Raw genomic sequence first — 19,779 nt, 5'->3', positions numbered from 1 at the left:
TCGCGCTTCGCTTGTCGATCTCGTTGTAATACGCAGTCATCTCTCTGCCGCTATGTGATGGGGGGATTGCCCCAAGTCGCTAAAGGTTGCTGCCACAGCCGCCGTTAACGATTTCCGTGGCGCGTCCACATTCACTTAACAATCTCTAAAAATTCAACCTCGGCGCCGGTGTTAGATTGCAACCGGGAGGAGAGCCAATGAACAATCACGTCATTCGCTACAAGGGATACATCGTCGATTTCACGCCGTTTGATGTTGGCAACGGAGAATTCGGTCCGCGGTGGGCCATCGCAATGGACGATATTGTCTGGGCTGGCAGTGTCCCGTTGTCTAGCGGTCGTTTGATGCATCGCGGTACTTACGAAGAGGCAACAGCAATCGGGAAGCTGCAAGCTTTGCAAATGATTGACCTCGACTAATGCTGCGTGTCAGGTTACGCAACCACTGCGCTGCGTATTGATTTGATTGATCTCGTCGTCGTACTTGGCCATCTCTCTGCTGTTGTGTGGCGCGGATCTGGCAGCGTACGAATGTACTGAACGCTGCCTCGAAAATCCTTGGTCGTTTCTGACGCTAATGTGTGATTAACTTGCTCCCGCTCGCGTCCATGCGAGCGGCGCAGCAAGCGTAATCGGTGCAATGGTGCGGAGAATCATTGCCAGTCGTCGGGGACAAACTTTGGACAAAGTTGACGAGCTCACAACTGCCTACGAGGCTTGGGTCGCGGCACGCGAAGCATTGGCGCGTGATCTTCCGCCGCTGATCCTCGAAAACCCAAACGACGATTTGATACGCGCCCTGATCGCACGCGAGGTCGCTACTCATCGGCAATTCGTTGCGGCGAGAGATCGCGCAAACGGCATTACTTAGGCGACGGTTCAAAAGTGTTTCATGCCTGGTTCAGGCTGACGACCCGGCCCAGCTCACTGCGGAGGCGCAATTCGCCAGACCTCAACATTTTCACGCAGCGCGCCAATGTTGCGGGGAAGCGCGAGTTCGTTGTTATGGCGATACCGAAGCACGATGTACCGAACCAGAATTCGGCGGCGGATGGCTTGAAGCATGCGATTTCAAGCGCGAACTCAACCGCGACACCTGTCGGTGCGATTGATTACGTTGACCAGGTTACCGCGGGGCACATGGGTGCAGACTGCCGCGTGCCCGATGCATATGTGCAGAACGTGCACACACAAAGGATTGCAGCCGTCGCATACGGGATCGCTTTCGCGGTCAACCGCTCGCGCCGCCTTTTGTTGACCGCCGCCGGCCGGCCACATGTAGCGCCTGGTTTTCAGAGCGGCAGGGCGCCGCATGGCGTTCACTGGATGAATCCGTCGGCTCGCGCCGCTTCGACTTGGTCTGCGGACGGTTCAGTCTGACGAAAATTGCTTATACCGGCGCTTGCACGGATTCCAGAAAGCAAAAAGCCCAGTTCATCGAACTGGGCTAAGTGCTTGAATTCTTTGGGGTGGCTGATGGGACTCGAACCCACGACAACAGGAATCACAATCCTGGACTCTACCAACTGAGCTACAGCCACCGCTGTTTTCCTCAATTAGCGCTGCTTCGAAAGCGGCGTCAATCAAGAAGGAAGATTATATACATACCAAAGCTTGCTTGCCTAGCCCTTTATTCAAGAATTTCGTCCGGAACGCGCAGATATTCGCGGGCCTCGTCGAAGATCGCGAGATCTGCCTTCGCGAGCTTGCGGCTGTCCGAGAGGATACGGCGCCAGCCGCGCGCGCCGGCCACGCCGCGATAGAGGCCCAGCGCATGGCGCACGATCGCGCCCAGGTAAGTGCCGCGCGCAATTTCGCTCGCGCAGTACTCGATTAGCTGCGCTTCCACCTCCTCGCGCGTAAGCGCAGCATCGGTCGAGCCATAAAAGCGCGTATCGACGTCGGCGAGCACGTAGGGGTTGTGGTACGCCTCGCGGCCGAGCATCACGCCATCGACATGCTGCAGATGCTGCTCGACTTCATCGAGCGTCTTGATGCCGCCGTTGATGATGATTTCGAGCTGCGGAAAGTCGCGCTTGAGCTGGTACGCGTAGTCGTACTTGAGCGGCGGGATCTCGCGGTTTTCCTTCGGGCTCAAGCCCTTCAGGATCGCGTTGCGCGCGTGCACGATGAACACCTCGCAGCCCGCTTCGGCAATCGTGCCGACAAAGTCGCGCACGAACGCATAGTCCTCGACCGTGTCCACGCCGATGCGGTGCTTGACCGTCACGGGCACGGAGACGACGTCGCGCATCGCCTTCACGCAGTCCGCCACCAGTTGCGGTTCGTTCATCAGGCACGCGCCGAACGCGCCGCGCTGCACGCGCTCGGACGGGCAGCCGCAGTTCAGGTTGATCTCGTCGTAGCCCCAATGTTCGCCGAGCTTCGCGGCGCGCGCGAGGTCGTCGGGTTCGCTGCCGCCCAGCTGAAGCGCGACCGGCGCCTCGGCCGGCGCGAACGCGAGATGGCGCGGCACGTCGCCGTGGATGAGGGCGCCCGTCGTCACCATCTCCGTATACAGCCACGTGTGCCGGGAGATGAAGCGATGCAGCGAACGGCAGTGGCGATCGGTCCAGTCCATCATCGGCGCGACGGAAACGCGGCGGGGGCTGGCTTGACGGTTGGCGGACATGGCGATGGGAAACCGATGAGTAGCGGCTGGCGTGGAACAACCTTGCATTTTAACGCATACGGGCCGCGTTCTTCGTACCCTTTGCGCACTGCGCCAATTTGCCGGATACCTCTGCAGGAAGCACGCCCGGTAGCCATTTTCGGCCGAAAAACCCTAACGCGGGTATGTAATCCGCAGGGAATTTGCTGCGTCGCGCAAATTATTTTGAGAGCTCTTTTAGGGTCTGTTCGTCGCTCAGCCCCGTCAGAACTGCCTGACAGGATTGTTGTGGAACGGAGAATAGTAAATTCGGATTATCGCGATTATTTTCCGATAGTAGGTGTATACACTGAGTTTCGTTGACGCAGCTCGTGGGCACTGACCTCCCAGGCGCGGCGCCTTCCCGATCCGCAACTGAACCTGATATTGGAGTCCACCATGAAGACCAAACTCATCGCAGCGCTGCTGGTCGCAGCTACCGCTTCTGTTGCCGCTCCGGCGTTCGCCAGCGGCTACGGCCCGGCACCGTTCTATCGCCCGGACGTCGGCGCGCCGGCTTCGCAGCGTGGCCAGAGTGTCCAGACCGTGGCCGCCGAACGCGTCCAGGAACAAGGCGCCCAAACGGCTTACGGCGGTGTCGCCGGCTCGGCTTCGCAGTCGGGCAGCCACGCGAAGGCCACGGGCCCGCAGTCGGTTTTCTTCGGCCAGTAAGTCGCGCCGAAGTTTCCGATTCGTTGCCCAGCCGCCCGTCAGTCGGGCGGCCTGAAAGCCGGATGTCATTGCGACGTCCGGCTTTTGCTTTTCTGCGCCCGTTCTGGTTTTTCCCCCGGGGCGACGCTCAGGATGCGGCGCGCACGCGCTTGTCGATCGCCTCGCGAATGCGATCGAAGGCCGCGTCGAAGGCGTTGTCCTGGGTCGGAAAGCGGCCGGCGGCGATGCCGTCGACGGGCACGTTGCCGTGTTCCGCGTCCGTGAGGCTCTGGATGATCTGCGTCGAGACGAAAAAGCCGACTTCGTGGTCGCCGTCCACGCCGGCTGTCATGTCGAAGCCCATGTATTCGTAGCTGCGTCGGTTTTCCATGCCGATTGCTCCTCGTAGGCGCCTGTGCGGATTCTGGCACGTCTGTCGCCGGGCGGCACCGCGACCGGCCGCGGCGCATTCCGCCACTTGCGGAAGAATGCGGCCGTATTCTGCAACTCCTGAAAAATTTCCCGCGTCGTGGTAGTTTCGGCGCTCCCCAACCGAACTGATGGACAACGTTTCCATGGAATACCGCACACTCGGCGATACCGACGTCAAGGTGAGCCTGATCGGGCTCGGCACGATGACGTGGGGCGAACAGAACACGGAGCGCGAGGCGCACGAGCAGATCGACTACGCGCTCGACCAGGGCGTCACGCTGATCGATGCCGCCGAAATGTACCCCGTGCCGCCGCGCCCGGAGACGCAGGGACAGACCGAGCGCTTCATCGGGACGTGGCTCGCGCAGCATCGCGCGGCGCGCGAGCGCATCGTGCTCGCCACCAAGATTGCGGGCCCGGCGCGCCAGCCGCACAATCCGCAGCACATTCGCGGGCCGCAGAACCAGTTCGACCGCAAGAATCTGACCGAAGCGCTCGACGGCAGCCTGAAACGCCTGCAGACCGACTACGTCGACCTCTATCAACTGCACTGGCCCGACCGCAGCACGATGACGTTCGGCCGCAGCATGTATCCGTATCTCGACGATGCGTACACGGTGCCGATCGAGGAAACGCTCAGCGTGCTCGCCGATTTCGTGAAGGCGGGGAAGATCCGCCATATCGGCGTGTCGAACGAAACGCCGTGGGGCGTCGCGCAGTTCCTGCGTGCGGCCGAAAAGCTCGGGCTGCCGCGCATCGTCAGCATCCAGAATCCGTACAGCCTGCTCAATCGCACGTTCGAAAGCGGCCTGTCCGAATTCGCGCACCGCGAAGCCGTGGGCCTGCTCGCGTATTCGCCGCTCGCGTTCGGCTGGCTGTCGGGCAAGTACGAGGGCGGGGCGCGTCCGGAAGGCGCGCGCATCACGCGGTTCGAGCGCTTCAAGCGCTACAGCAAGCCGGAATCGGTGGCCGCGACGACGCGTTACGTGGAACTCGCCCGCGCACACGGCTACACGCCCGCGCAGTTCGCGCTCGCGTTCGTCAACAGCCGGCCGTTCCTCACCAGCAACCTGATCGGCGCGACCTCGCTCGAGCAGTTGAAGGAAAATATCGCCAGCGCCGACGTCAAGCTCACTCCCGAACTGCTCGCGCAGATCGACGCGTTGCACGAGCAGCAGCCCAATCCGGCCCCTTAACGGGAAAGCCGGAAACCGCGCTGTCCCTTGCCGGGCCGCGCGGCGCCTTGCGAGTCGCCAACGCAGCAAAGTCGTTGGCGATTCGCAAGGCATACACTACGATCCAGCATGCGCCGCCCGGGGCGCCATCACGCCTCGCGTGACGGCGCCCCGGCGGCCGTCCATACGCTCAATCCCGGAGAATTTTCACAATGACGAGCGCACGTCCAGCGCAATCGCCCCCGTCTTACGGCTGGCCCATTTTCATTTTGCTGGCGGTGGCCGGCCTCTTCTACGTGAAGTGGTTCCCGTACTATCACCGCGCATTCACGGCCGAGGAGACGCACTCCATCGGCAAATCGATCCTGATGGGCGGCGCGGCCACGGCCCCCGACCCCTCGTTCTCCGCTGCGCTCGATTACGCCTACGCCTATGGCAAGGCGATCTGGCAGGCCATGGTGCTCGGCCTGCTGCTCGGCTCCGGCGTGCAGGCGCTCCTGCCCGTGCAGTGGGTCGCGCGCGTGCTCGGCCGGCGCGGTTTCGGCAGCGTGGCGGCGGGCGGCCTGCTCGCGGTGCCCGGCATGATGTGCACCTGCTGCGCCGCGCCCGTGGTCGTGGGCCTGCGTGCGCGCAATGCGTCGGCGGGCGGCGCGATCGCGTTCTGGCTCGGCAACTCCGTGCTCAATCCCGCCACGCTCGTGTTCATGGGCTTCGTACTCGGCTGGCAATGGAGTGCGCTGCGTCTCACGCTGGGCCTGCTGATGGTGTTCGGCCTAGGCTGGGTCTGCAACCGGCTCGTGACGCCCGAGGAATCGCGCGCCGCCGACGATCGGCTGGCGCAACTCGCCCAGCAGCACGCCGAAGGCGGCAACGTCTTCGTGCGCTGGGCGCGTATTTTTGCGCGCATGGCCGTGCGGCTGGTGCCGGAATACATCGTGCTGGTGCTGTTGCTCGGCGCGGCGCGCGCGTGGCTGTTCCCGCACATCGGCCCGGAAGTCACGAGCAGCCTTGGCTGGATCGTCACGTTCGCCGTGGTCGGCATGCTGTTCGTGATCCCCACGGCCGGCGAGGTCCCCATCATCCAGGCGATGCTCGCGCTCGGCATGGGCGTGGGTCCGGCGGGCGCGCTGCTGATGACGCTGCCGCCCGTGAGCGTGCCGTCGTTCGCGATGCTGGCGGGCTCGTTCCGGCCGCGCATGCTCGCTGTCGTGGGCACGACGGTGGTGTTCTTCGGCATCGCCGCCGGGCTCGCGGCGGTGGCCCTGGGCTTTTAGGGACGCCGGGACGAGGCAGGCGCCATGCGTTCAGCGTTGGCATTCTTGTAATACGCGGACGGTTCGCCGTCCGCCACGGAGCGGGCCGCGGCCCGAAAACCAGCATGGCAAAGCAAAAAACCAATCCGAAACTCGAGCAGGCGCTCACGCGCGGCGATCTCGCCATTCGCCAGGCCAATTCGGCCCGCGCCACGGCGGTGCTGCGTGCGCTCGGCAAGATGATCGTCGAGGCTTCGGCCACCATCGGCGTCGAGGCGGATGCCTCGATTCCCGACGGCGATCGCATCTACGACCCGGCCGACGGTCTCTGGCCGCAGTCGCTGCTGGTATCGCTCGATGGCCCGGTGGAGGAGTCGGATCCCGAAGAGATCCGCACGGTGCGTTTGCTCGCCCAGACCCAATCGACGATGTTCCGCGTGGAATGGCATCGCGCCGACGGCAAGGTCGGCCGCCAGGAAGGCGGCCCGTTCGCGACGGTTGCGTTTATTTCGGACGTCGATATTCCCTGGGGTGACGACGAGGACTGAGCGCCTCGCGGCGCCGTTTCAGCGCATCATGCGCCGGCGAAACAGCACGGATGCGATCGCGAACGGCACCACCACGTAGATCGCGAGCACCAGCAGGTGCAGGCCGGCCTGCTCGACAGGCCGGTCGAGCATGGCGGGGCGGATCAGCGCAACGGCATGCGCGAGCGGCAGCATCAGCGTGATGTGCTGCGCGGCCGCGGGCAGTTGCGCGATCGGAAAGAACACGCCGGAGAGCAGCAGCATCGGTGTGAGCACGAGCGTCTGATAGAACATGAAGAAGTCGTAGGACGGCGCGAGCGCGGTGACGATCATCGCGCAGCTCGCGAACGCGAGGCCCGCGAGCGCGATCACGGGCAGCGCGAGCAGCATGGAAGGAAAGCTCGCGTAGCCGAGCAGGCCCGCCACCACCATGATCGCCACGCCCGAGAGCACCGACTTGCTCGCGGCCCACATCACTTCGCCGAGCACGACGTCGCCGAGCGTGAGCGGCGTGTGCATGATCGCTTCCCACGTGCGCTGCACGTGCATGCGCGAGAACCCCGAGTACATCGACTCGAAGCTCGCCGACATCATCACCGAAGACGACACCGTACCCGCCGCGAGAAACGCGATGTACGAGACGCCGTCGACGTGCCCGACCATCAGCCCGAGCCCGAAGCCGAGACCGAAGAGATAGATCATCGGGTCGGCGAGATTGCCGAACATCGACGCGAGGGCGAGCTTGCGCCAGACCAGATAGTTGCGCCGCCACACGGCCATCCAGTGCGTGGCGTTCGAAGGCAGCGCGGCGCGCGGCTCGCGCACGCTCGCATGTTCGGGGCGCGAGGGCGTCGGGTTGTTGGTGCGTGTCTGCATGGTGTCCTTGGCGATTCGTACGCCGCCGTCGATCTTGCCGCCGTTAATCCTGCCGCAGTTAATCCTGCATCTCGCGGCCCGTGAGCCGCAGGAACACGTCTTCGAGATTCGCGGGCCGGTGCAGGTAGCGCAAATCGGAGCGATGACGCAGCTTCGCATGAACAGGCGCGGGGTCGTCCACATAGCAGAACAGCGTCTCGCCGCTGATCTCCGTGCGCTTCGCATCGCCCGCGAGTTCGTCGCGCAGCGCCACCGGGTCCGGTCCGTACACCTCGATCACATCGCAGCCGATCTCCGATTCGATCAGCGCTTTGGGTGCGCCCTCGGCGATCTTGCGGCCTTCCTCGATCACGCAGACGCGATTGCAAAGCCGTTCGGCCTCCTCCATGAAATGCGTAGTGAGGAGAATCGTCTTGCCGCGCGCGAGCAGCGAGCGCAGCCGCTCCCAGATCAGATGCCGCGCCTGCGGATCGAGGCCCGTGGTGGGCTCGTCCATCACGAGCACGTCGGGGTCGTTCACGAGCGCGCGCGCGAGCGTGAGACGCCGGCGCATGCCGCCTGAGAGTTCGCCCACGCGCGCGTCGGCCTTGCTTTCGAGGCGCGCGAATTCGAGCAGCGGCGCGACGAGGTCGCGCGTTTCGCGCGCGGACAAACCGAAGTAGCGGCCGAACACGAGCAGGTTCTCGCGCACGGTGAAGTCGGGGTCGAGATTGTCGAACTGCGGCACCACCCCCACGCGCTGGCGGGCGTGGCGCGCGCGCGCCGGCACCGGCTCGCCGCACAGGCTGATGCGACCCGCATCGGGCGAAACGATGCCGAGCAGCATGCGCAGCGTCGTGGTTTTCCCTGCGCCGTTCGGACCGAGCAGTCCGAAGCACTCGCCGGGAACGACGTCGAACGACAGGCCGTTGACGACCGTCCTGTCTCCGTAATGTTTGATGACCTGCTCGAATTCGATGGCGGGTGCGGGCATGGACCGGTTGAACGTGAGTCGAACGGGCATCGCGCGAGTCGCTCGACGTACCGAACGAAAAATCGCACGAAACAAGGCGGCCCATTTTAGTGCATTGCTGCGTGGCGGGTCGGGCATCGCTTACAAGCGTTTTGACGATGCACGAGGCAAATGCATGTCGCGGCAAGCATCCAGCACTGCGCAGGATCCGTACGCCGATCGGGACGCGTCTGGCGTTTTTAGATGCACACCTGGCGTTTTCCAGCCCTTGCGTGTGGATTTGCGGCGCACCATCATGAGAATCGCACAGCCTGCAAATCACGCGGGCGGGGAGAAGCGATCATGGCGAGCTATAAAAAGATTCTGCTCTGTTACGACGGCTCGCGCGAAGGCCGCAAGGCACTGCGTTGCGGCGCCGATCTTGCACTCGATCTGCAGGCTGAGACGCATTTGCTCTCGGTCGTCGACATGCGTTCGACGATTGCCCAGAGCGCCGGCCTGCTGACCGACGTGGCCTGCGGCCGCTTCGAGGAAACGGCGCGCGAGATTCTTCAGGAAGGCGTGGACTGGCTAACCGAGCGCGGCGTGCGTGCTCAGGGGCATTTCGCGTTCGGCCATCCGATCGACGAAATTGCGAATCTGGCGAACGAGCTGAATGCCGACCTCGTGGTGGTGGGTCACCGCTGCCGCACGGGACTCTCGCGCTGGTGGATGGGCGCGGGCAACACGCCGCTGCTCGACCGCGTATCGTGCAGCATTCTCGTGGCGTGTTCGTCGGCGGCTGAGGAAAAGCAGCAGCAAGCCGCCGCGTAGCGGATCAAGCGGGCCGGTTCGCACAGAACCGGCCTGTTTGCGCTTTCACTGCCGATCTGTCTCAGTTCGAGACGTTTCCTTCATTTAGCTCGACCGCCGAGAGCTTCCACGAGAAGAGCCCGTGACGCTGCAGGATGGCTGCGTAGTGCTCGCCCGTACTGCCGCGGTCCCACGTGAGCCCGAACTCATTGAGGCCGCGATAGCCGGCCGTGGTCACCGGCCGCGCCTCGGGTGCGGGGTTGCCGGATGCGGCCGGGGCCGGTGGCGCGTCGGAGGCGGGTGCCGATTGCGCCGGCTCTGCCGATTGCGTGGATGGCGCGCCGGATTCCGCTGGCGGCGGCGCGTGCGGCCGGTCGCCGGGCTTGCCCGTCGGCGGCATGCCATCGAGCAGGGCGGCCACGCCTTCCGGTGTGGCGTAGGCATCCACGAGCGGACTAATCAATGCCGCGCCAATCACGGCGCCGAGGATCAGCAACGGATTGCTGCTGTGCTGCCCCTCGACGCGCCGGTGCAGCATCTTGCCCACCTGCTGTTTCAGGCTCAGGCGCAGCGCAGGGTAATCGACGTACTCGTTGAGCGCGACGGCGTCACGCGCGTCGGCCGCTGCTTTCATGTGTTTCACCGCGATATAGGGCGACGCATAGGCGTAGCCGATCGCGGCAACGACCATTGCGACGGCAACCGTGATCGCAACGGGCTTTTTCCAGCCGTGGGTCTTACGCGGGGTAGAGAGAGATTCCGTCATCGGCAGAGAGCAAATCGTTCAAACACGGTGTTGACCGCAAACCTGGCCAAACGATCCCGCCCGTAACCTCTTCTCACATTTAAGCCGTGTTGCCGCTTACTTCGCGAGCGCCGCGGGCAGGTCGCTGTGCTGTTCTGCGATGCAGCGGTCGATCGCGCGGCATACCGCGTCGACCGTGCCGACGAGGATGAGCCGCGACGGACCCTGATAGACGCGCACGGGCGCACGACGCATGGGCTGTTCGGTATTGAGCGTGCTGTTGAGCGACACGCGCGCAAACGCGGGTTGAGCCGAGGGCAGCACGGGCAGGTCGGCCGTGCTGGCCGCCACCATCTCCGGCGAGTCTTCGAAAAGCGAGCCGCTCAGCGCGGCAGCCGAACCGCGCACTTCGCGGACCGCGCACGAGGCGATTCCACGGAGATGGCGAAGACGGCCGAATTGGCGGAAGGGCAGCAGGCGGGCAAGGCGTTCCATGACTCTCTCCAGGTAGTGCGCAGACGGTGCGTGCGCAAACTCTGCGCGAACTGCGCGCAAACTGCGCGCAGACGGATTGCTTAGAATTCGGTGGGGCGGATCAGGCCGACCGCGATGCCTTCGAGCGCGAATTCCGCGCTGCCGGCCTCGACAAAAATATTGTCGTAGTCGGGGTTCTCGGCGATCAGCTCGAGCCCGTTCGGACGGCGCTTCAGGCGCTTCACGGTGACGTCGTCGCCAAGGCGCGCCACGATGATCTGGCCGTCTTTCGCTTCGGCCTTCTTCTGCACGGCGAGCAGGTCGCCGTCGAGGATGCCGGCGTCGCGCATGGACAGGCCGCGCACCTTCAGGAGGTAGTCGGGGCGGCTCGAGAAGAGCGCCGGGTCGCACATGTAGTTCTGCGAGATGTGCTCCTGCGCGAGGATCGGGCTACCCGCCGCGACGCGGCCGACGAGCGGCAGCGAGAGCTGCATGATGCTCGGGTGCGGGAGCGTGAACTGGTGCGGCAGGTCGTCGGGCCCCGGCACGAGGCGGATGCCGCGCGAGGCGCCCGCAGCCAGTTCGATCACGCCCTTGCGCGCGAGCGCACGCAGATGCTCCTCCGCGGAGTTGGCCGAGCTGAAGCCGAGTTCCGCCGCGATCTCGGCGCGCGTGGGCGGGAAGCCCGTGCGCTCGATGGCCCGGCGAACCAGATCGAAAACCTGCTGCTGTCGTGCGGTGAGTTTGGTCATGGCGCCACTGTATGTTTGAACAGGTAACTGTATTTTTATACAGTACTCGTCACTTTTCAAGTGTTACTTGAAGTTCATCGACTGAGCGTTGCCATCAGGCCGTTTTCCCGTGTTTGCGCGGATGAAACCGCGTTCCAGCAGCGACTTCCTCTGTCCTTACCACTTTTGCGTATTAAAAAATGAGAAAACATCATTTTTAATAATGTAAGCGGATCGCTAGACTGGCCTCCATCGTTAGCTGCAACTCACCAATGAGCGCAAACGAGCACACACGAGAACGGAGAACAGATAGATGGGCACGACACATACGGGGCGCGCGGGCTGGCTGAAAACACTGGCGGCAAAACTGGTCATCGGCGTTGCGCCGCTCGTCGGGGTCACGGCGATGGCGGCCATGGCGCCCATCGCCGCTCACGCGGATACATCGCTGCTCAACGTCTCCTACGATCCGACGCGCGAGCTGTACCAGGACATCAACGAAGCCTTCATCAAGCAGTGGAAGGCGAAGACGGGCGAAACGCTCACCATCAAGCAGTCGCATGGCGGCTCGGGCGCACAGGCGCGCTCGGTGCTCGACGGCCTGCAGGCCGACGTCGTGACGCTCGCGCTGGCATGGGACATCGACGCGCTCGCCAACAAGGGCATCGTCGCGAAGGACTGGCAAAAGCGTCTGCCCGACAACGCCTCGCCGTACACGTCGACCATCGTGTTCCTCGTGCGCCAGGGCAACCCGAAGCACATCAAGGACTGGGACGATCTGACCAAACCGGGTGTCTCGATCGTCACGCCGAATCCGAAGACCTCGGGCGGCGCGCGCTGGAACTATCTCGCGGCGTGGGCGTACGAGCTGCACCAGCCGGGCGGCAACGAGCAGAAGGCGAAGGACTTCGTCACGAAGCTCTACAAGAATGCGGGCGTGCTCGACTCTGGCGCGCGAGGCGCGACGACGAGCTTCGTGCAGCGCGGCATCGGCGATGTGCTGATTGCATGGGAAAACGAAGCATTCCTCTCGCTCAAGGAGTTCGGCCCGGACAAGTTCGAGATCGTGGTGCCTTCGGTCAGCATTCTGGCTGAGCCGCCGGTTGCCGTGGTGGACAAGGTCGTCGACAAGAAGGGCACGCGCAAGGAGGCCGAGGCCTACCTGCAGTTCCTCTATAGCGAAGAGGGCCAGGAGATCGCTGCGAAGAACTTCTACCGTCCGCGTTCGGACAAGGTCCCGGCGGCGCTCACGGCAAAGTTTCCGAAGCTCAAGCTCTACACGGTCGACGACACCTTTGGCGGCTGGCCCAACGCGCAGAAGACGCATTTCGCGGATGGCGGCGTGTTCGATTCGATCTATCAGCCGCAGTAAAGCTGTCAAGCAGTCAAGCAGTCAAGCAGTCAAGCGGTCCGCATAACGACGTGACCGCATAACAACGAAGCGCGCCTACGGGCGCGCTTTTCGGCGCGAATCTGCACCGCACGAATCGCGCAACCCATGTCTGGACGATGAGCATGACAACGTTTCGATTGCGCAAACCCAGTGCGCTGCCTGGCTTCGGTTTGACGCTCGGCATCACGGTGGCCTATCTGAGCCTCGTGGTGCTCATTCCGCTTGCCGCCACCTTTCTCAAGACGGCGACACTCGACTGGAGCCAGTTCGTGCGCGCCGTGTGGTCGCCGCGCGTGATCGCGTCGTACCGGCTCACGTTCAGCGCCGCGCTCGGCGGTGCGCTGATCAATGCGGTATTCGGCTTCCTGCTCGCGTGGGTGCTCGTGCGCTATACGTTTCCGTTCAAACGGGTGATCGATGCGCTCGTCGATCTGCCGTTCGCGCTCCCGACTTCCGTGGCGGGCATTTCGCTCGCCGCCGTGTATGCGGGCAATGGCTGGATCGGCCAGTTTCTGCAGCCGCTCGGTCTGAAGATCGCCTTCACGCCGCTCGGCGTGCTCGTGGCGCTCACGTTCATCGGCTTGCCGTTCGTTGTACGCACGGTGCAGCCGGTGCTCGAGGACTTCGAACGCGAACAGGAAGAGGCCGCTGCGTGCCTCGGCGCCTCGCGCTGGCTCACGTTCCGCCGTGTCGTGCTGCCCGCGGTGCTGCCGGCGCTCCTGACCGGTTTCGCGCTCGCGTTCGCGCGTGCGCTCGGCGAGTACGGCTCGGTCATCTTCATCGCCGGTAATGTGCCGATGAAGTCGGAGATCACATCGCTCCTCATCATCACGAAGCTCGAACAATACGACTATGCGGGTGCAACCGCGCTCGCCGTGATGATGCTCTGCGTGTCGTTCGTCATGCTGCTGCTCATCAATTCGCTGCAGTGGTATTTGCAACGCCGCACGAGCCGGGGTGTTACGGCCGGCAGCGCGCCGAATGCCGCGGTGGGCGCAACCGTCGCGGGAGGTGCGCAATGAGCACGCTGCCGCAGCAACGAAGCACGCGCCGGCCGGACCCGGTCACCGAATCACCGTGGGTACGCTGGCTCCTGACTGGCATCGCGCTCGCGTTTCTCGCGCTGTTTCTCGTGGTGCCGCTCGTCGCTGTGTTCTGGCAGGCGCTGTCGAAGGGCATCGGCTTCTACTTCACGTCGCTCGTCGATCCCGACGCGCTCTCCGCGATCAAGCTCACGCTCATCACCGCGGCGATCGCGGTGCCGTTGAATCTCGCCTTCGGCCTCGCGGCTTCGTGGGCAATCGCGAAGTTCGAGTTTCGCGGCAAGGCGCTGCTCACCACGCTGATCGACCTGCCGTTTTCAGTTTCGCCCGTGATTTCAGGTCTCATCTACGTGCTGCTATTCGGCGCACAGGGTTGGCTCGGGCCGTGGCTCGAAGACCACAACGTGCAGATCATCTTCGCGGTGCCGGGCATCGTGCTCGCCACGATCTTCGTGACGTTCCCGTTCGTCGCGCGTGAGCTGATTCCGCTGATGCAGGCGCAGGGCAACGACGAAGAAGAGGCCGCGCATGTGCTGGGCGCCTCGGGCTGGCAGATGTTCCGCCGCGTGACGCTGCCCAATATTCGCTGGGGCTTGCTGTACGGCGTGATTCTCTGCAACGCGCGCGCCATGGGCGAGTTCGGCGCGGTGTCGGTGGTGTCGGGCCACATTCGCGGCCAGACCGACACGATGCCGCTGCACGTCGAGATTCTTTACAACGAGTACAACTTCGCGGCGGCGTTTGCCGTGGCGTCGTTGCTCGCGTTGCTCGCGCTCGTCACGCTCGGCCTGAAGCTGCTCGCGGAGCGCCGCCTTTCGGCGGAACTGCGCGGCGCGGACGAGGTTCCCGCCTACGCCGGCCCGCAACCTGCGGCCGTGCAACATGTTTCACAACACGCAGCGCCTCGCGCCGTGCGCCAACCGATTCAAGTAGGGGAGCAGTAAACATGGGCATCACCGTCAGCAATCTGCACAAGCGCTTCGGCGACTTTACCGCCCTCGACAACGTCTCGCTCGACTTTCCGCCGGGCGAACTGGTTGCGCTGCTCGGACCTTCCGGTTGTGGCAAGACCACGCTCCTGCGCGTGATCGCAGGCCTCGAATACGCCGACGCGGGCCAGGTCGTGCTGCAAGGCCAGGACGTGGGCGAGGTGGGCGCGCGCGAGCGTCAGGTGGGCTTCGTGTTCCAGCATTACGCGCTGTTCCGCCACATGACGGTATTCGAGAACGTGGCGTTCGGCCTGCGCGTGAAGCCGCGCAGCGAGCGGCCCTCGGAGGCCGTGATTCGCGAGAAGGTGCATGAACTGCTCAAGCTCGTGCAGCTCGACTGGCTCGCCCAGCGCTATCCGTCCGAGTTGTCGGGCGGCCAGCGTCAGCGCATCGCGCTTGCGCGCGCGCTCGCCGTCGAGCCGAAGGTGCTGCTGCTCGACGAACCGTTCGGCGCGCTCGACGCCAAGGTGCGCAAGGAGTTGCGCTCGTGGCTGCGGCGCCTGCACGACGACCTGCACATCTCGACGATCTTCGTTACCCACGACCAGGAGGAGGCGCTCGAGGTGGCCGATCGCATCGTCGTGATGAATCATGGGCACGTGGAGCAGGTGGGCAGCCCGCAGGACGTCTATGATCATCCGCAGACGGCCTTCGTCTACGAATTCCTCGGCGCCGCGAACCGGCTGCGCGGCAGCGTCGATGCACGCGGTTTCGTCGCCGAGGGCGCGGCGCAGCCGATCTCGGTGCACGCGGGCTTCGAAGGCCCGGCGCTTGCCTACGTACGGCCGCACGACCTCGTGCTGCACCGCGAATCGAGCGATCATCGCGACGGCATCGTGGTCGACGTGCGCCGCGTGGTGACGCTGGGCGGTTCGGTGCGCGTGGAGCTGGAAAGCCGCACGGGCGGCGCGCTCGAGGCCGAGCTCGACCGCGAGTCCTGGCGCGCGCTGGGGCTTTCGGTGGGCGAGGGCGTCACGGCCGTGCCGCGCGGGCTTCGCGTATTTCCGGCGCAATGAGCGCTGTAAAAAGCGGCCCAGCAAGGGTTACAGTGCTCACATCGACAAAAACGAATAATCGGTCAGCAGTCCCGGAGAGAAGACCATGAATTTTCAGCAGTTGCGTTTCGTACGCGAAGCCGTGCGGCAGAACATGAACCTGACCGAAGTGGCGAACGTGCTGTATACGTCGCAATCTGGCGTCTCCAAGCAGATCAAGGATCTCGAAGACGAGCTCGGCGTGGACATTTTCATTCGCCGCGGCAAGCGACTGACCGGCCTCACGGAGCCGGGCAAGGCCGTGCATCAGCTGATCGAGCGCATGCTGCTCGACGCCGAGAACCTGCGCCGCGTGGCGCGCCAGTTCGCCGACCAGGACAGCGGCCACCTCGTGGTCGCGACGACGCACACGCAGGCGCGTTACGCGTTGCCCAAGGTCGTGCACCAGTTCCGCGAAGTGTTTCCGAAGGTCCACCTCGCGCTGCGCCAGGGCAATCCGCAGCAGATCGCGCAGATGATCATCAACGGCGAGGCCGACCTCGGCATCTCGACTGAGGCGCTCGACCGCTTCCCCGATATCGTCACGTTTCCGTGCTACTCGTGGCATCACGTGGTGGTCGTGCCGAAGACGCATCCGCTCGTGGGCCGCGAAAATCTCACGCTCGAAGACGTGGCCGAGTATCCGGTCATCACCTACGACCAGGACTTCACGGGCCGCTCGCATATCGACCAGGCGTTCGCGAAGGCGAGCGTGGTGCCCGACGTGGTGCTGACCGCCATCGACGCGGACGTGATCAAGACCTACGTCGAACTCGGCATGGGCGTGGGCATCGTCGCGGCGATGGCCTACGACCCGAAGCGCGACAGCGAACTCGTCGCGCTCGACACGGAGCATCTCTTCGACGCGAGCACGACCCGGGTGGGCCTGCGCAAGGGCGCGTTCCTGCGCCAGTACGCGTACCGGCTCATCGAAATGTTCGCGCCGCAGCTGACCGAGCAGCAGATCGCGAGCCAGCTGCGCGAGGCAACCTGAAAAGCGCGCTGATTTTCTCGGCGGGCGGCGGATCGCTTAAAATCGCCGCCATGAATACTTCCACTTCCTCTTCCGCGGCGGCGCCCAGCGCGCTGCCGCGCATCGCCGTGCTCGCCACCGGCGGCACGATTGCGGGCTCTGCTGCAGACGCCGCGAACACCGCCGGCTACCAGGCCGGCGTGATCGGCGTCGCGCAACTGCTCGCAGCGGTGCCGGGCCTCGACGCCATCGCGCAGATCCAAGCCGAGCAGATCGCGAGCATCGACAGCAAGGACATGTCGCTTGCGCTGTGGACCACGCTCGCGCAGCGCGTGAACGAACTGCTGGCCAGCGACGAAGTCGACGGCGTGGTGATCACGCACGGCACCGATACGCTCGAAGAAACCGCGTACCTGCTGCATCTCACGGTGAAGAGCGCGAAGCCATGTATTTTGACGGCGGCCATGCGGCCCGCCACGGCGCTTTCCGCCGACGGCCCGCTCAACCTGCTCAATGCCGTCACGCTCGCGGCGAGCGAGGCGGCGGCCGGGCAGGGCGTGCTGGTGGCGTTCAATAACCGCATTCATTGCGCACGCGACGTCGCGAAGGTCAGCACCTACGCGGTGGATGCGTTCCAGTCGCCGGAAATCGGCGCGCTGGGCTGGGTGCAGGATGGCCGCGTCGAATTCCAGCGCCGCGCGCTGCGCCCGCATACGGTCGATGCGCCGTTTGCGGCGTCGGCGCAATGGCCCCAGGTCGAGATCGTGACGAGCTACGCGGGCGTGTCGCGCGCGGCGGTCGAAGCCCTCGTCGCCGCCGGTGTGGATGGGCTCGTCGTGGCGGGCACGGGCAACGGCTCGATTCACGGCGCATTGCAGCAGTCGCTCGCCGAGGCGGCCGCCAAGGGCGTGGCCGTCGTGCGCGCCTCGCGCGTCGGCTCGGGTCATGTGATGCACAACGGCGCGGCCAAGGACGATACGCTCGGTTTCGTGTCGTCGGGCACGCTCAGCCCGTACAAGGCGCGTGTGCTGCTGCTGCTCGCGCTGGCAGCGGGCACGACCGACAAGGCGGGACTGCAGGACGCGTTCGACACGTACTGAGGCTGGCCGCGCACAAGGAAGAACGGGCCTGGCGGATCGCTCCGCCAGGCCCGTTGCGTTTCTGGCCGTGCCCGCGTGCTGGCGCGCTTACTGCAGAGGCGGAATCACGAGCACCTGACCCGGATAGATCTTGTCCGGGCTCTTGAGCATCGGCGTGTTCGCCTCGAAGATCGCATCGTTCTTCGCGCCGCTGCCGTAGTACTTCTCGGCGATCTTCCAGAGGTTGTCGCCGGCAACGACCGTGTGGTGCTGCGCTTCGGGTGCAGGGTTCGTCACGGTCATCTGGTCGTCGACCTTGTCGACGTTCTGCACGTTGCCGGCTGCGACGAGGATCTTCTCCTTCGTCGGCTGGTCGGCGGCGTTGCCGGTGACCGTCACCGTGTGCGAGACGCCGTCGTAGGTCACGCCGAGGTTGTCGGCGTCGAGGCCCTGCGAGCGGATATAGGCCGCGATCGCGTCGCCGGCCTTCTGGTTCAGTTCGGCGAGATTCGCGGCGGGGTCTGCCGGTGCGGCGGCGGGTTCCGCGGCGGCGGCCGGCGCTGCAGCCGTGCCGAACAGCTTTTCGCCTGCTTCCTTGATGAAATTGATAATGCCCATCGATCACACTCCTCACGTGCTGGAAATGACTGGGTGGTCACGCGTCGGGTCTACCTTGACCCGTCTGCGTGACAGCCGGATGAAAGCACAATTCTAGAAACGCAGCCGCGAAGGCGTCCATCGGGGCAGCGTCAAAGAGTGTGAAATCGGGGAGAGAAAAGAGAGGGTAAAGAAAAACGGGCATCCGACACGCGGACACCCGATGACGACGTCTGACCGACCAAGGCTTCCCCGTCGTCACCGGGCGCCGCTTTCGGACCCCACTGGCCGCCCTCAGCCCAGAGCGGCACCGATTTGCCTCGCGGCGGTTGCCGCCGCCGCGAAGCGCCCCACGGGAGGCTCGTGCGCTTCAGTCGTTGCGCGCGAGCCGGTATGCGTGATCCGGTTCTGCGGGCGGTCCGCGCGTTGCGTCGCGCGAACCGCCGTCCTGCTACCTGCTACGGCAAAAACTCAAGCCGCCTTCACTTGCGTTTGCGGCTCGGCGATCTCGAAGTTCGCCATGATCTCGAGCGCACGGATCATGGCCGAGTGGTCCCATGCCTTGCCGCCGTTCGCGGCGCACACGCTGAAGAGCTGCTGCGCGCTCGCGGTATGCGGCAGCGCGATGCCCAGCTTGCGCGCGCCGTCGATCGCGAGGTTCAGGTCCTTCTGGTGCAGCTCGATGCGGAAGCCCGGATTGAAGGTGCGCCTGGTCATGCGCTCGCCGTGCACTTCGAGAATGCGCGACGAAGCGAAGCCGCCCATCAGGGCCTTGCGCACGCGCTCGGGGTCCGCACCCGAACGTGCCGCGAACAGCAGCGCTTCGGCCACGGCCTCGATGTTCAGCGCGACGATGATCTGGTTCGCCACCTTGCAGGTCTGGCCCGCGCCGTTGTCGCCGATGAGCGAAATGTTCTTGCCCATCAGTTCGAACAGCGGCTTGGCAAGATCGAACGACTTCTGCGGGCCGCCCACCATGATCGTGAGCGTGGCTTCGCGTGCGCCGACTTCGCCGCCCGAGACCGGCGCGTCGAGATAGTCGCAGCCGAGTGCGTTGATCTGTTTGGCGAACTGCTGCGTTTCGAGCGGCGAGATCGAGCTCATGTCGATCACGAGCTTGCCGGCCGAGAGACCCTTGGCGACGCCGTCGTCGGCGAACAGGACGTTGGCGACATCAGGCGTGTCCGGCACCATCAAGATGACGATGTCCGAGACCTTCGCGACAGCCGTCGAATCGGCGACGACTTCGGTTTGCGTGCGCAGGTCGTCGGGCACCGGGTACTTGCCGTTCACGGCGAGCGTGTGGCCGCCCTTGATGAGGTTGCGCGCCATGTGCGCGCCCATGATGCCGAGTCCGATAAAGCCAATCTTTGCCATCTTGTGTCTCCGTTAAAGCGAATGCGTGAATGTGCGT

The 19,779-nt window shown here is 64.5% G+C and carries 21 protein-coding genes and 1 tRNA gene; 12 read left to right on the top strand and 10 right to left on the bottom strand.

Going from position 1 to position 19,779, the window contains the following annotated elements; translation table 11 throughout:
• The first annotated feature begins 197 nt into the window (after positions 1-197).
• Positions 198-419 (top strand): hypothetical protein, encoded by a 222-nt coding sequence (locus AB4Y44_RS22680; protein ID WP_342920600.1) that lies wholly within the window; start codon positions 198-200, stop codon positions 417-419.
• Between the two features lie 1,045 nt (positions 420-1,464).
• On the opposite strand, the gene AB4Y44_RS22675 is transcribed toward AB4Y44_RS22680, so the two are convergent.
• Both AB4Y44_RS22675 and dusA read right to left on the bottom strand, forming a co-directional pair.
• A tRNA-His gene (locus AB4Y44_RS22675) sits at positions 1,465-1,540 on the bottom strand.
• Positions 1,541-1,629: 89 nt separating this feature from the next.
• On the bottom strand, positions 1,630-2,631 hold the full coding sequence (gene dusA, locus AB4Y44_RS22670) for a tRNA dihydrouridine(20/20a) synthase DusA (RefSeq protein WP_368700944.1): 1,002 nt from the start codon (positions 2,629-2,631) through the stop codon (positions 1,630-1,632).
• A gap of 417 nt (positions 2,632-3,048) precedes the next feature.
• Between dusA and AB4Y44_RS22665 the strand changes: the two genes are divergently transcribed.
• A complete protein-coding gene (locus AB4Y44_RS22665) occupies positions 3,049-3,321 on the top strand; it encodes a hypothetical protein (protein ID WP_028204875.1) in 273 nt (90 codons plus the stop codon).
• 127 nt (positions 3,322-3,448) lie between these two features.
• Here AB4Y44_RS22665 and AB4Y44_RS22660 read toward each other — a convergent pair whose 3' ends face one another.
• Positions 3,449-3,691 carry a hypothetical protein gene (locus tag AB4Y44_RS22660; RefSeq protein WP_342920501.1) on the bottom strand — a complete coding sequence of 81 codons (243 nt, stop codon included), beginning with the start codon at positions 3,689-3,691 and terminating at the stop codon, positions 3,449-3,451.
• A gap of 184 nt (positions 3,692-3,875) precedes the next feature.
• Here AB4Y44_RS22660 and AB4Y44_RS22655 point away from each other — a divergent pair, with 184 nt between their 5' ends.
• The 3 genes from AB4Y44_RS22655 (at position 3,876) to AB4Y44_RS22645 (ending at position 6,708) form a co-directional block, all read left to right on the top strand.
• On the top strand, positions 3,876-4,928 hold the full coding sequence (locus AB4Y44_RS22655) for an NADP(H)-dependent aldo-keto reductase (protein WP_342920500.1): 1,053 nt from the start codon (positions 3,876-3,878) through the stop codon (positions 4,926-4,928).
• A gap of 191 nt (positions 4,929-5,119) precedes the next feature.
• The gene (locus AB4Y44_RS22650; protein ID WP_342920499.1) at positions 5,120-6,181 is read left to right on the top strand and encodes a permease; all 1,062 of its coding nucleotides are present in this window, start codon (positions 5,120-5,122) and stop codon (positions 6,179-6,181) included.
• A gap of 104 nt (positions 6,182-6,285) precedes the next feature.
• Positions 6,286-6,708, top strand: coding sequence for a hypothetical protein (locus AB4Y44_RS22645; RefSeq protein ID WP_368700943.1), 423 nt, complete (start codon positions 6,286-6,288; stop codon positions 6,706-6,708).
• 18 nt (positions 6,709-6,726) lie between these two features.
• On the opposite strand, the gene AB4Y44_RS22640 is transcribed toward AB4Y44_RS22645, so the two are convergent.
• A complete protein-coding gene (locus AB4Y44_RS22640) occupies positions 6,727-7,563 on the bottom strand; it encodes an ABC transporter permease (RefSeq protein ID WP_368686393.1) in 837 nt (278 codons plus the stop codon).
• Positions 7,564-7,621: 58 nt separating this feature from the next.
• On the bottom strand, positions 7,622-8,536 hold the full coding sequence (gene nodI / locus AB4Y44_RS22635) for a nodulation factor ABC transporter ATP-binding protein NodI (RefSeq protein WP_342920704.1): 915 nt from the start codon (positions 8,534-8,536) through the stop codon (positions 7,622-7,624).
• A gap of 321 nt (positions 8,537-8,857) precedes the next feature.
• Here nodI and AB4Y44_RS22630 point away from each other — a divergent pair, with 321 nt between their 5' ends.
• Positions 8,858-9,328 carry a universal stress protein gene (locus AB4Y44_RS22630; protein ID WP_069267551.1) on the top strand — a complete coding sequence of 157 codons (471 nt, stop codon included), beginning with the start codon at positions 8,858-8,860 and terminating at the stop codon, positions 9,326-9,328.
• A 61-nt stretch (positions 9,329-9,389) separates the two neighbouring features.
• Here AB4Y44_RS22630 and AB4Y44_RS22625 read toward each other — a convergent pair whose 3' ends face one another.
• The 3 genes from AB4Y44_RS22625 to lexA all read right to left on the bottom strand — a co-directional run bounded on the left by AB4Y44_RS22625 (position 9,390) and on the right by lexA (position 11,278).
• Complete coding sequence (locus tag AB4Y44_RS22625) at positions 9,390-10,073, bottom strand: DUF2939 domain-containing protein (protein WP_368700942.1); 684 nt, start codon at positions 10,071-10,073, stop codon at positions 9,390-9,392.
• 96 nt (positions 10,074-10,169) lie between these two features.
• The gene (locus AB4Y44_RS22620) at positions 10,170-10,547 is read right to left on the bottom strand and encodes a hypothetical protein (RefSeq protein WP_133184263.1); all 378 of its coding nucleotides are present in this window, start codon (positions 10,545-10,547) and stop codon (positions 10,170-10,172) included.
• An 80-nt stretch (positions 10,548-10,627) separates the two neighbouring features.
• Positions 10,628-11,278, bottom strand: coding sequence for a transcriptional repressor LexA (gene lexA / locus AB4Y44_RS22615; protein ID WP_042268621.1), 651 nt, complete (start codon positions 11,276-11,278; stop codon positions 10,628-10,630).
• A 292-nt stretch (positions 11,279-11,570) separates the two neighbouring features.
• Here lexA and AB4Y44_RS22610 point away from each other — a divergent pair, with 292 nt between their 5' ends.
• The 6 genes from AB4Y44_RS22610 (at position 11,571) to AB4Y44_RS22585 (ending at position 17,789) form a co-directional block, all read left to right on the top strand.
• Positions 11,571-12,629 carry a sulfate ABC transporter substrate-binding protein gene (locus tag AB4Y44_RS22610; protein WP_368700941.1) on the top strand — a complete coding sequence of 353 codons (1,059 nt, stop codon included), beginning with the start codon at positions 11,571-11,573 and terminating at the stop codon, positions 12,627-12,629.
• A 143-nt stretch (positions 12,630-12,772) separates the two neighbouring features.
• Positions 12,773-13,672 (top strand): sulfate ABC transporter permease subunit CysT, encoded by a 900-nt coding sequence (gene cysT / locus AB4Y44_RS22605; protein WP_342920495.1) that lies wholly within the window; start codon positions 12,773-12,775, stop codon positions 13,670-13,672.
• The gene (gene cysW / locus AB4Y44_RS22600) at positions 13,669-14,637 is read left to right on the top strand and encodes a sulfate ABC transporter permease subunit CysW (RefSeq protein ID WP_368700940.1); all 969 of its coding nucleotides are present in this window, start codon (positions 13,669-13,671) and stop codon (positions 14,635-14,637) included. Before cysT ends, cysW begins: the two co-directional genes overlap by 4 nt.
• 2 nt (positions 14,638-14,639) lie before the next feature.
• The gene (locus AB4Y44_RS22595) at positions 14,640-15,698 is read left to right on the top strand and encodes a sulfate/molybdate ABC transporter ATP-binding protein (protein WP_368700939.1); all 1,059 of its coding nucleotides are present in this window, start codon (positions 14,640-14,642) and stop codon (positions 15,696-15,698) included.
• Positions 15,699-15,783: 85 nt separating this feature from the next.
• The gene (locus AB4Y44_RS22590) at positions 15,784-16,710 is read left to right on the top strand and encodes a CysB family HTH-type transcriptional regulator (RefSeq protein ID WP_266228933.1); all 927 of its coding nucleotides are present in this window, start codon (positions 15,784-15,786) and stop codon (positions 16,708-16,710) included.
• 50 nt (positions 16,711-16,760) lie between these two features.
• Complete coding sequence (locus AB4Y44_RS22585; RefSeq protein WP_342920492.1) at positions 16,761-17,789, top strand: asparaginase; 1,029 nt, start codon at positions 16,761-16,763, stop codon at positions 17,787-17,789.
• Positions 17,790-17,876: 87 nt separating this feature from the next.
• On the opposite strand, the gene lysM is transcribed toward AB4Y44_RS22585, so the two are convergent.
• Positions 17,877-18,386, bottom strand: coding sequence for a peptidoglycan-binding protein LysM (gene lysM, locus AB4Y44_RS22580; RefSeq protein ID WP_069267544.1), 510 nt, complete (start codon positions 18,384-18,386; stop codon positions 17,877-17,879).
• A gap of 450 nt (positions 18,387-18,836) precedes the next feature.
• Positions 18,837-19,742, bottom strand: coding sequence for a 2-hydroxy-3-oxopropionate reductase (locus tag AB4Y44_RS22575; RefSeq protein ID WP_368700938.1), 906 nt, complete (start codon positions 19,740-19,742; stop codon positions 18,837-18,839).
• Positions 19,743-19,779 lie beyond the last annotated feature (37 nt).

This window comes from Paraburkholderia sp. BR10937, from assembly GCF_040965695.1.
Classification (GTDB): Bacteria; Pseudomonadota; Gammaproteobacteria; order Burkholderiales; family Burkholderiaceae; genus Paraburkholderia.
Note: the sequence above shows the minus strand (reverse complement) of the source record. Positions and strands in the feature narration are given on the sequence as shown.

What these genes read in the sequence shown, in the direction of transcription:
- AB4Y44_RS22680 (WP_342920600.1), top strand. Translation starts at nt 198, where the DNA reads ATGAACAATCACGTCATTCGCTACAAGGGATACATCGTCGATTTCACG.
- dusA (WP_368700944.1), bottom strand. Translation starts at nt 2,631, where the DNA reads ATGTCCGCCAACCGTCAAGCCAGCCCCCGCCGCGTTTCCGTCGCGCCG.
- AB4Y44_RS22665 (WP_028204875.1), top strand. Translation starts at nt 3,049, where the DNA reads ATGAAGACCAAACTCATCGCAGCGCTGCTGGTCGCAGCTACCGCTTCT.
- AB4Y44_RS22660 (WP_342920501.1), bottom strand. Translation starts at nt 3,691, where the DNA reads ATGGAAAACCGACGCAGCTACGAATACATGGGCTTCGACATGACAGCC.
- AB4Y44_RS22655 (WP_342920500.1), top strand. Translation starts at nt 3,876, where the DNA reads ATGGAATACCGCACACTCGGCGATACCGACGTCAAGGTGAGCCTGATC.
- AB4Y44_RS22650 (WP_342920499.1), top strand. Translation starts at nt 5,120, where the DNA reads ATGACGAGCGCACGTCCAGCGCAATCGCCCCCGTCTTACGGCTGGCCC.
- AB4Y44_RS22645 (WP_368700943.1), top strand. Translation starts at nt 6,286, where the DNA reads ATGGCAAAGCAAAAAACCAATCCGAAACTCGAGCAGGCGCTCACGCGC.
- AB4Y44_RS22640 (WP_368686393.1), bottom strand. Translation starts at nt 7,563, where the DNA reads ATGCAGACACGCACCAACAACCCGACGCCCTCGCGCCCCGAACATGCG.
- nodI (WP_342920704.1), bottom strand. Translation starts at nt 8,536, where the DNA reads ATGCCCGCACCCGCCATCGAATTCGAGCAGGTCATCAAACATTACGGA.
- AB4Y44_RS22630 (WP_069267551.1), top strand. Translation starts at nt 8,858, where the DNA reads ATGGCGAGCTATAAAAAGATTCTGCTCTGTTACGACGGCTCGCGCGAA.
- AB4Y44_RS22625 (WP_368700942.1), bottom strand. Translation starts at nt 10,073, where the DNA reads ATGACGGAATCTCTCTCTACCCCGCGTAAGACCCACGGCTGGAAAAAG.
- AB4Y44_RS22620 (WP_133184263.1), bottom strand. Translation starts at nt 10,547, where the DNA reads ATGGAACGCCTTGCCCGCCTGCTGCCCTTCCGCCAATTCGGCCGTCTT.
- lexA (WP_042268621.1), bottom strand. Translation starts at nt 11,278, where the DNA reads ATGACCAAACTCACCGCACGACAGCAGCAGGTTTTCGATCTGGTTCGC.
- AB4Y44_RS22610 (WP_368700941.1), top strand. Translation starts at nt 11,571, where the DNA reads ATGGGCACGACACATACGGGGCGCGCGGGCTGGCTGAAAACACTGGCG.
- cysT (WP_342920495.1), top strand. Translation starts at nt 12,773, where the DNA reads ATGACAACGTTTCGATTGCGCAAACCCAGTGCGCTGCCTGGCTTCGGT.
- cysW (WP_368700940.1), top strand. Translation starts at nt 13,669, where the DNA reads ATGAGCACGCTGCCGCAGCAACGAAGCACGCGCCGGCCGGACCCGGTC.
- AB4Y44_RS22595 (WP_368700939.1), top strand. Translation starts at nt 14,640, where the DNA reads ATGGGCATCACCGTCAGCAATCTGCACAAGCGCTTCGGCGACTTTACC.
- AB4Y44_RS22590 (WP_266228933.1), top strand. Translation starts at nt 15,784, where the DNA reads ATGAATTTTCAGCAGTTGCGTTTCGTACGCGAAGCCGTGCGGCAGAAC.
- AB4Y44_RS22585 (WP_342920492.1), top strand. Translation starts at nt 16,761, where the DNA reads ATGAATACTTCCACTTCCTCTTCCGCGGCGGCGCCCAGCGCGCTGCCG.
- lysM (WP_069267544.1), bottom strand. Translation starts at nt 18,386, where the DNA reads ATGGGCATTATCAATTTCATCAAGGAAGCAGGCGAAAAGCTGTTCGGC.
- AB4Y44_RS22575 (WP_368700938.1), bottom strand. Translation starts at nt 19,742, where the DNA reads ATGGCAAAGATTGGCTTTATCGGACTCGGCATCATGGGCGCGCACATG.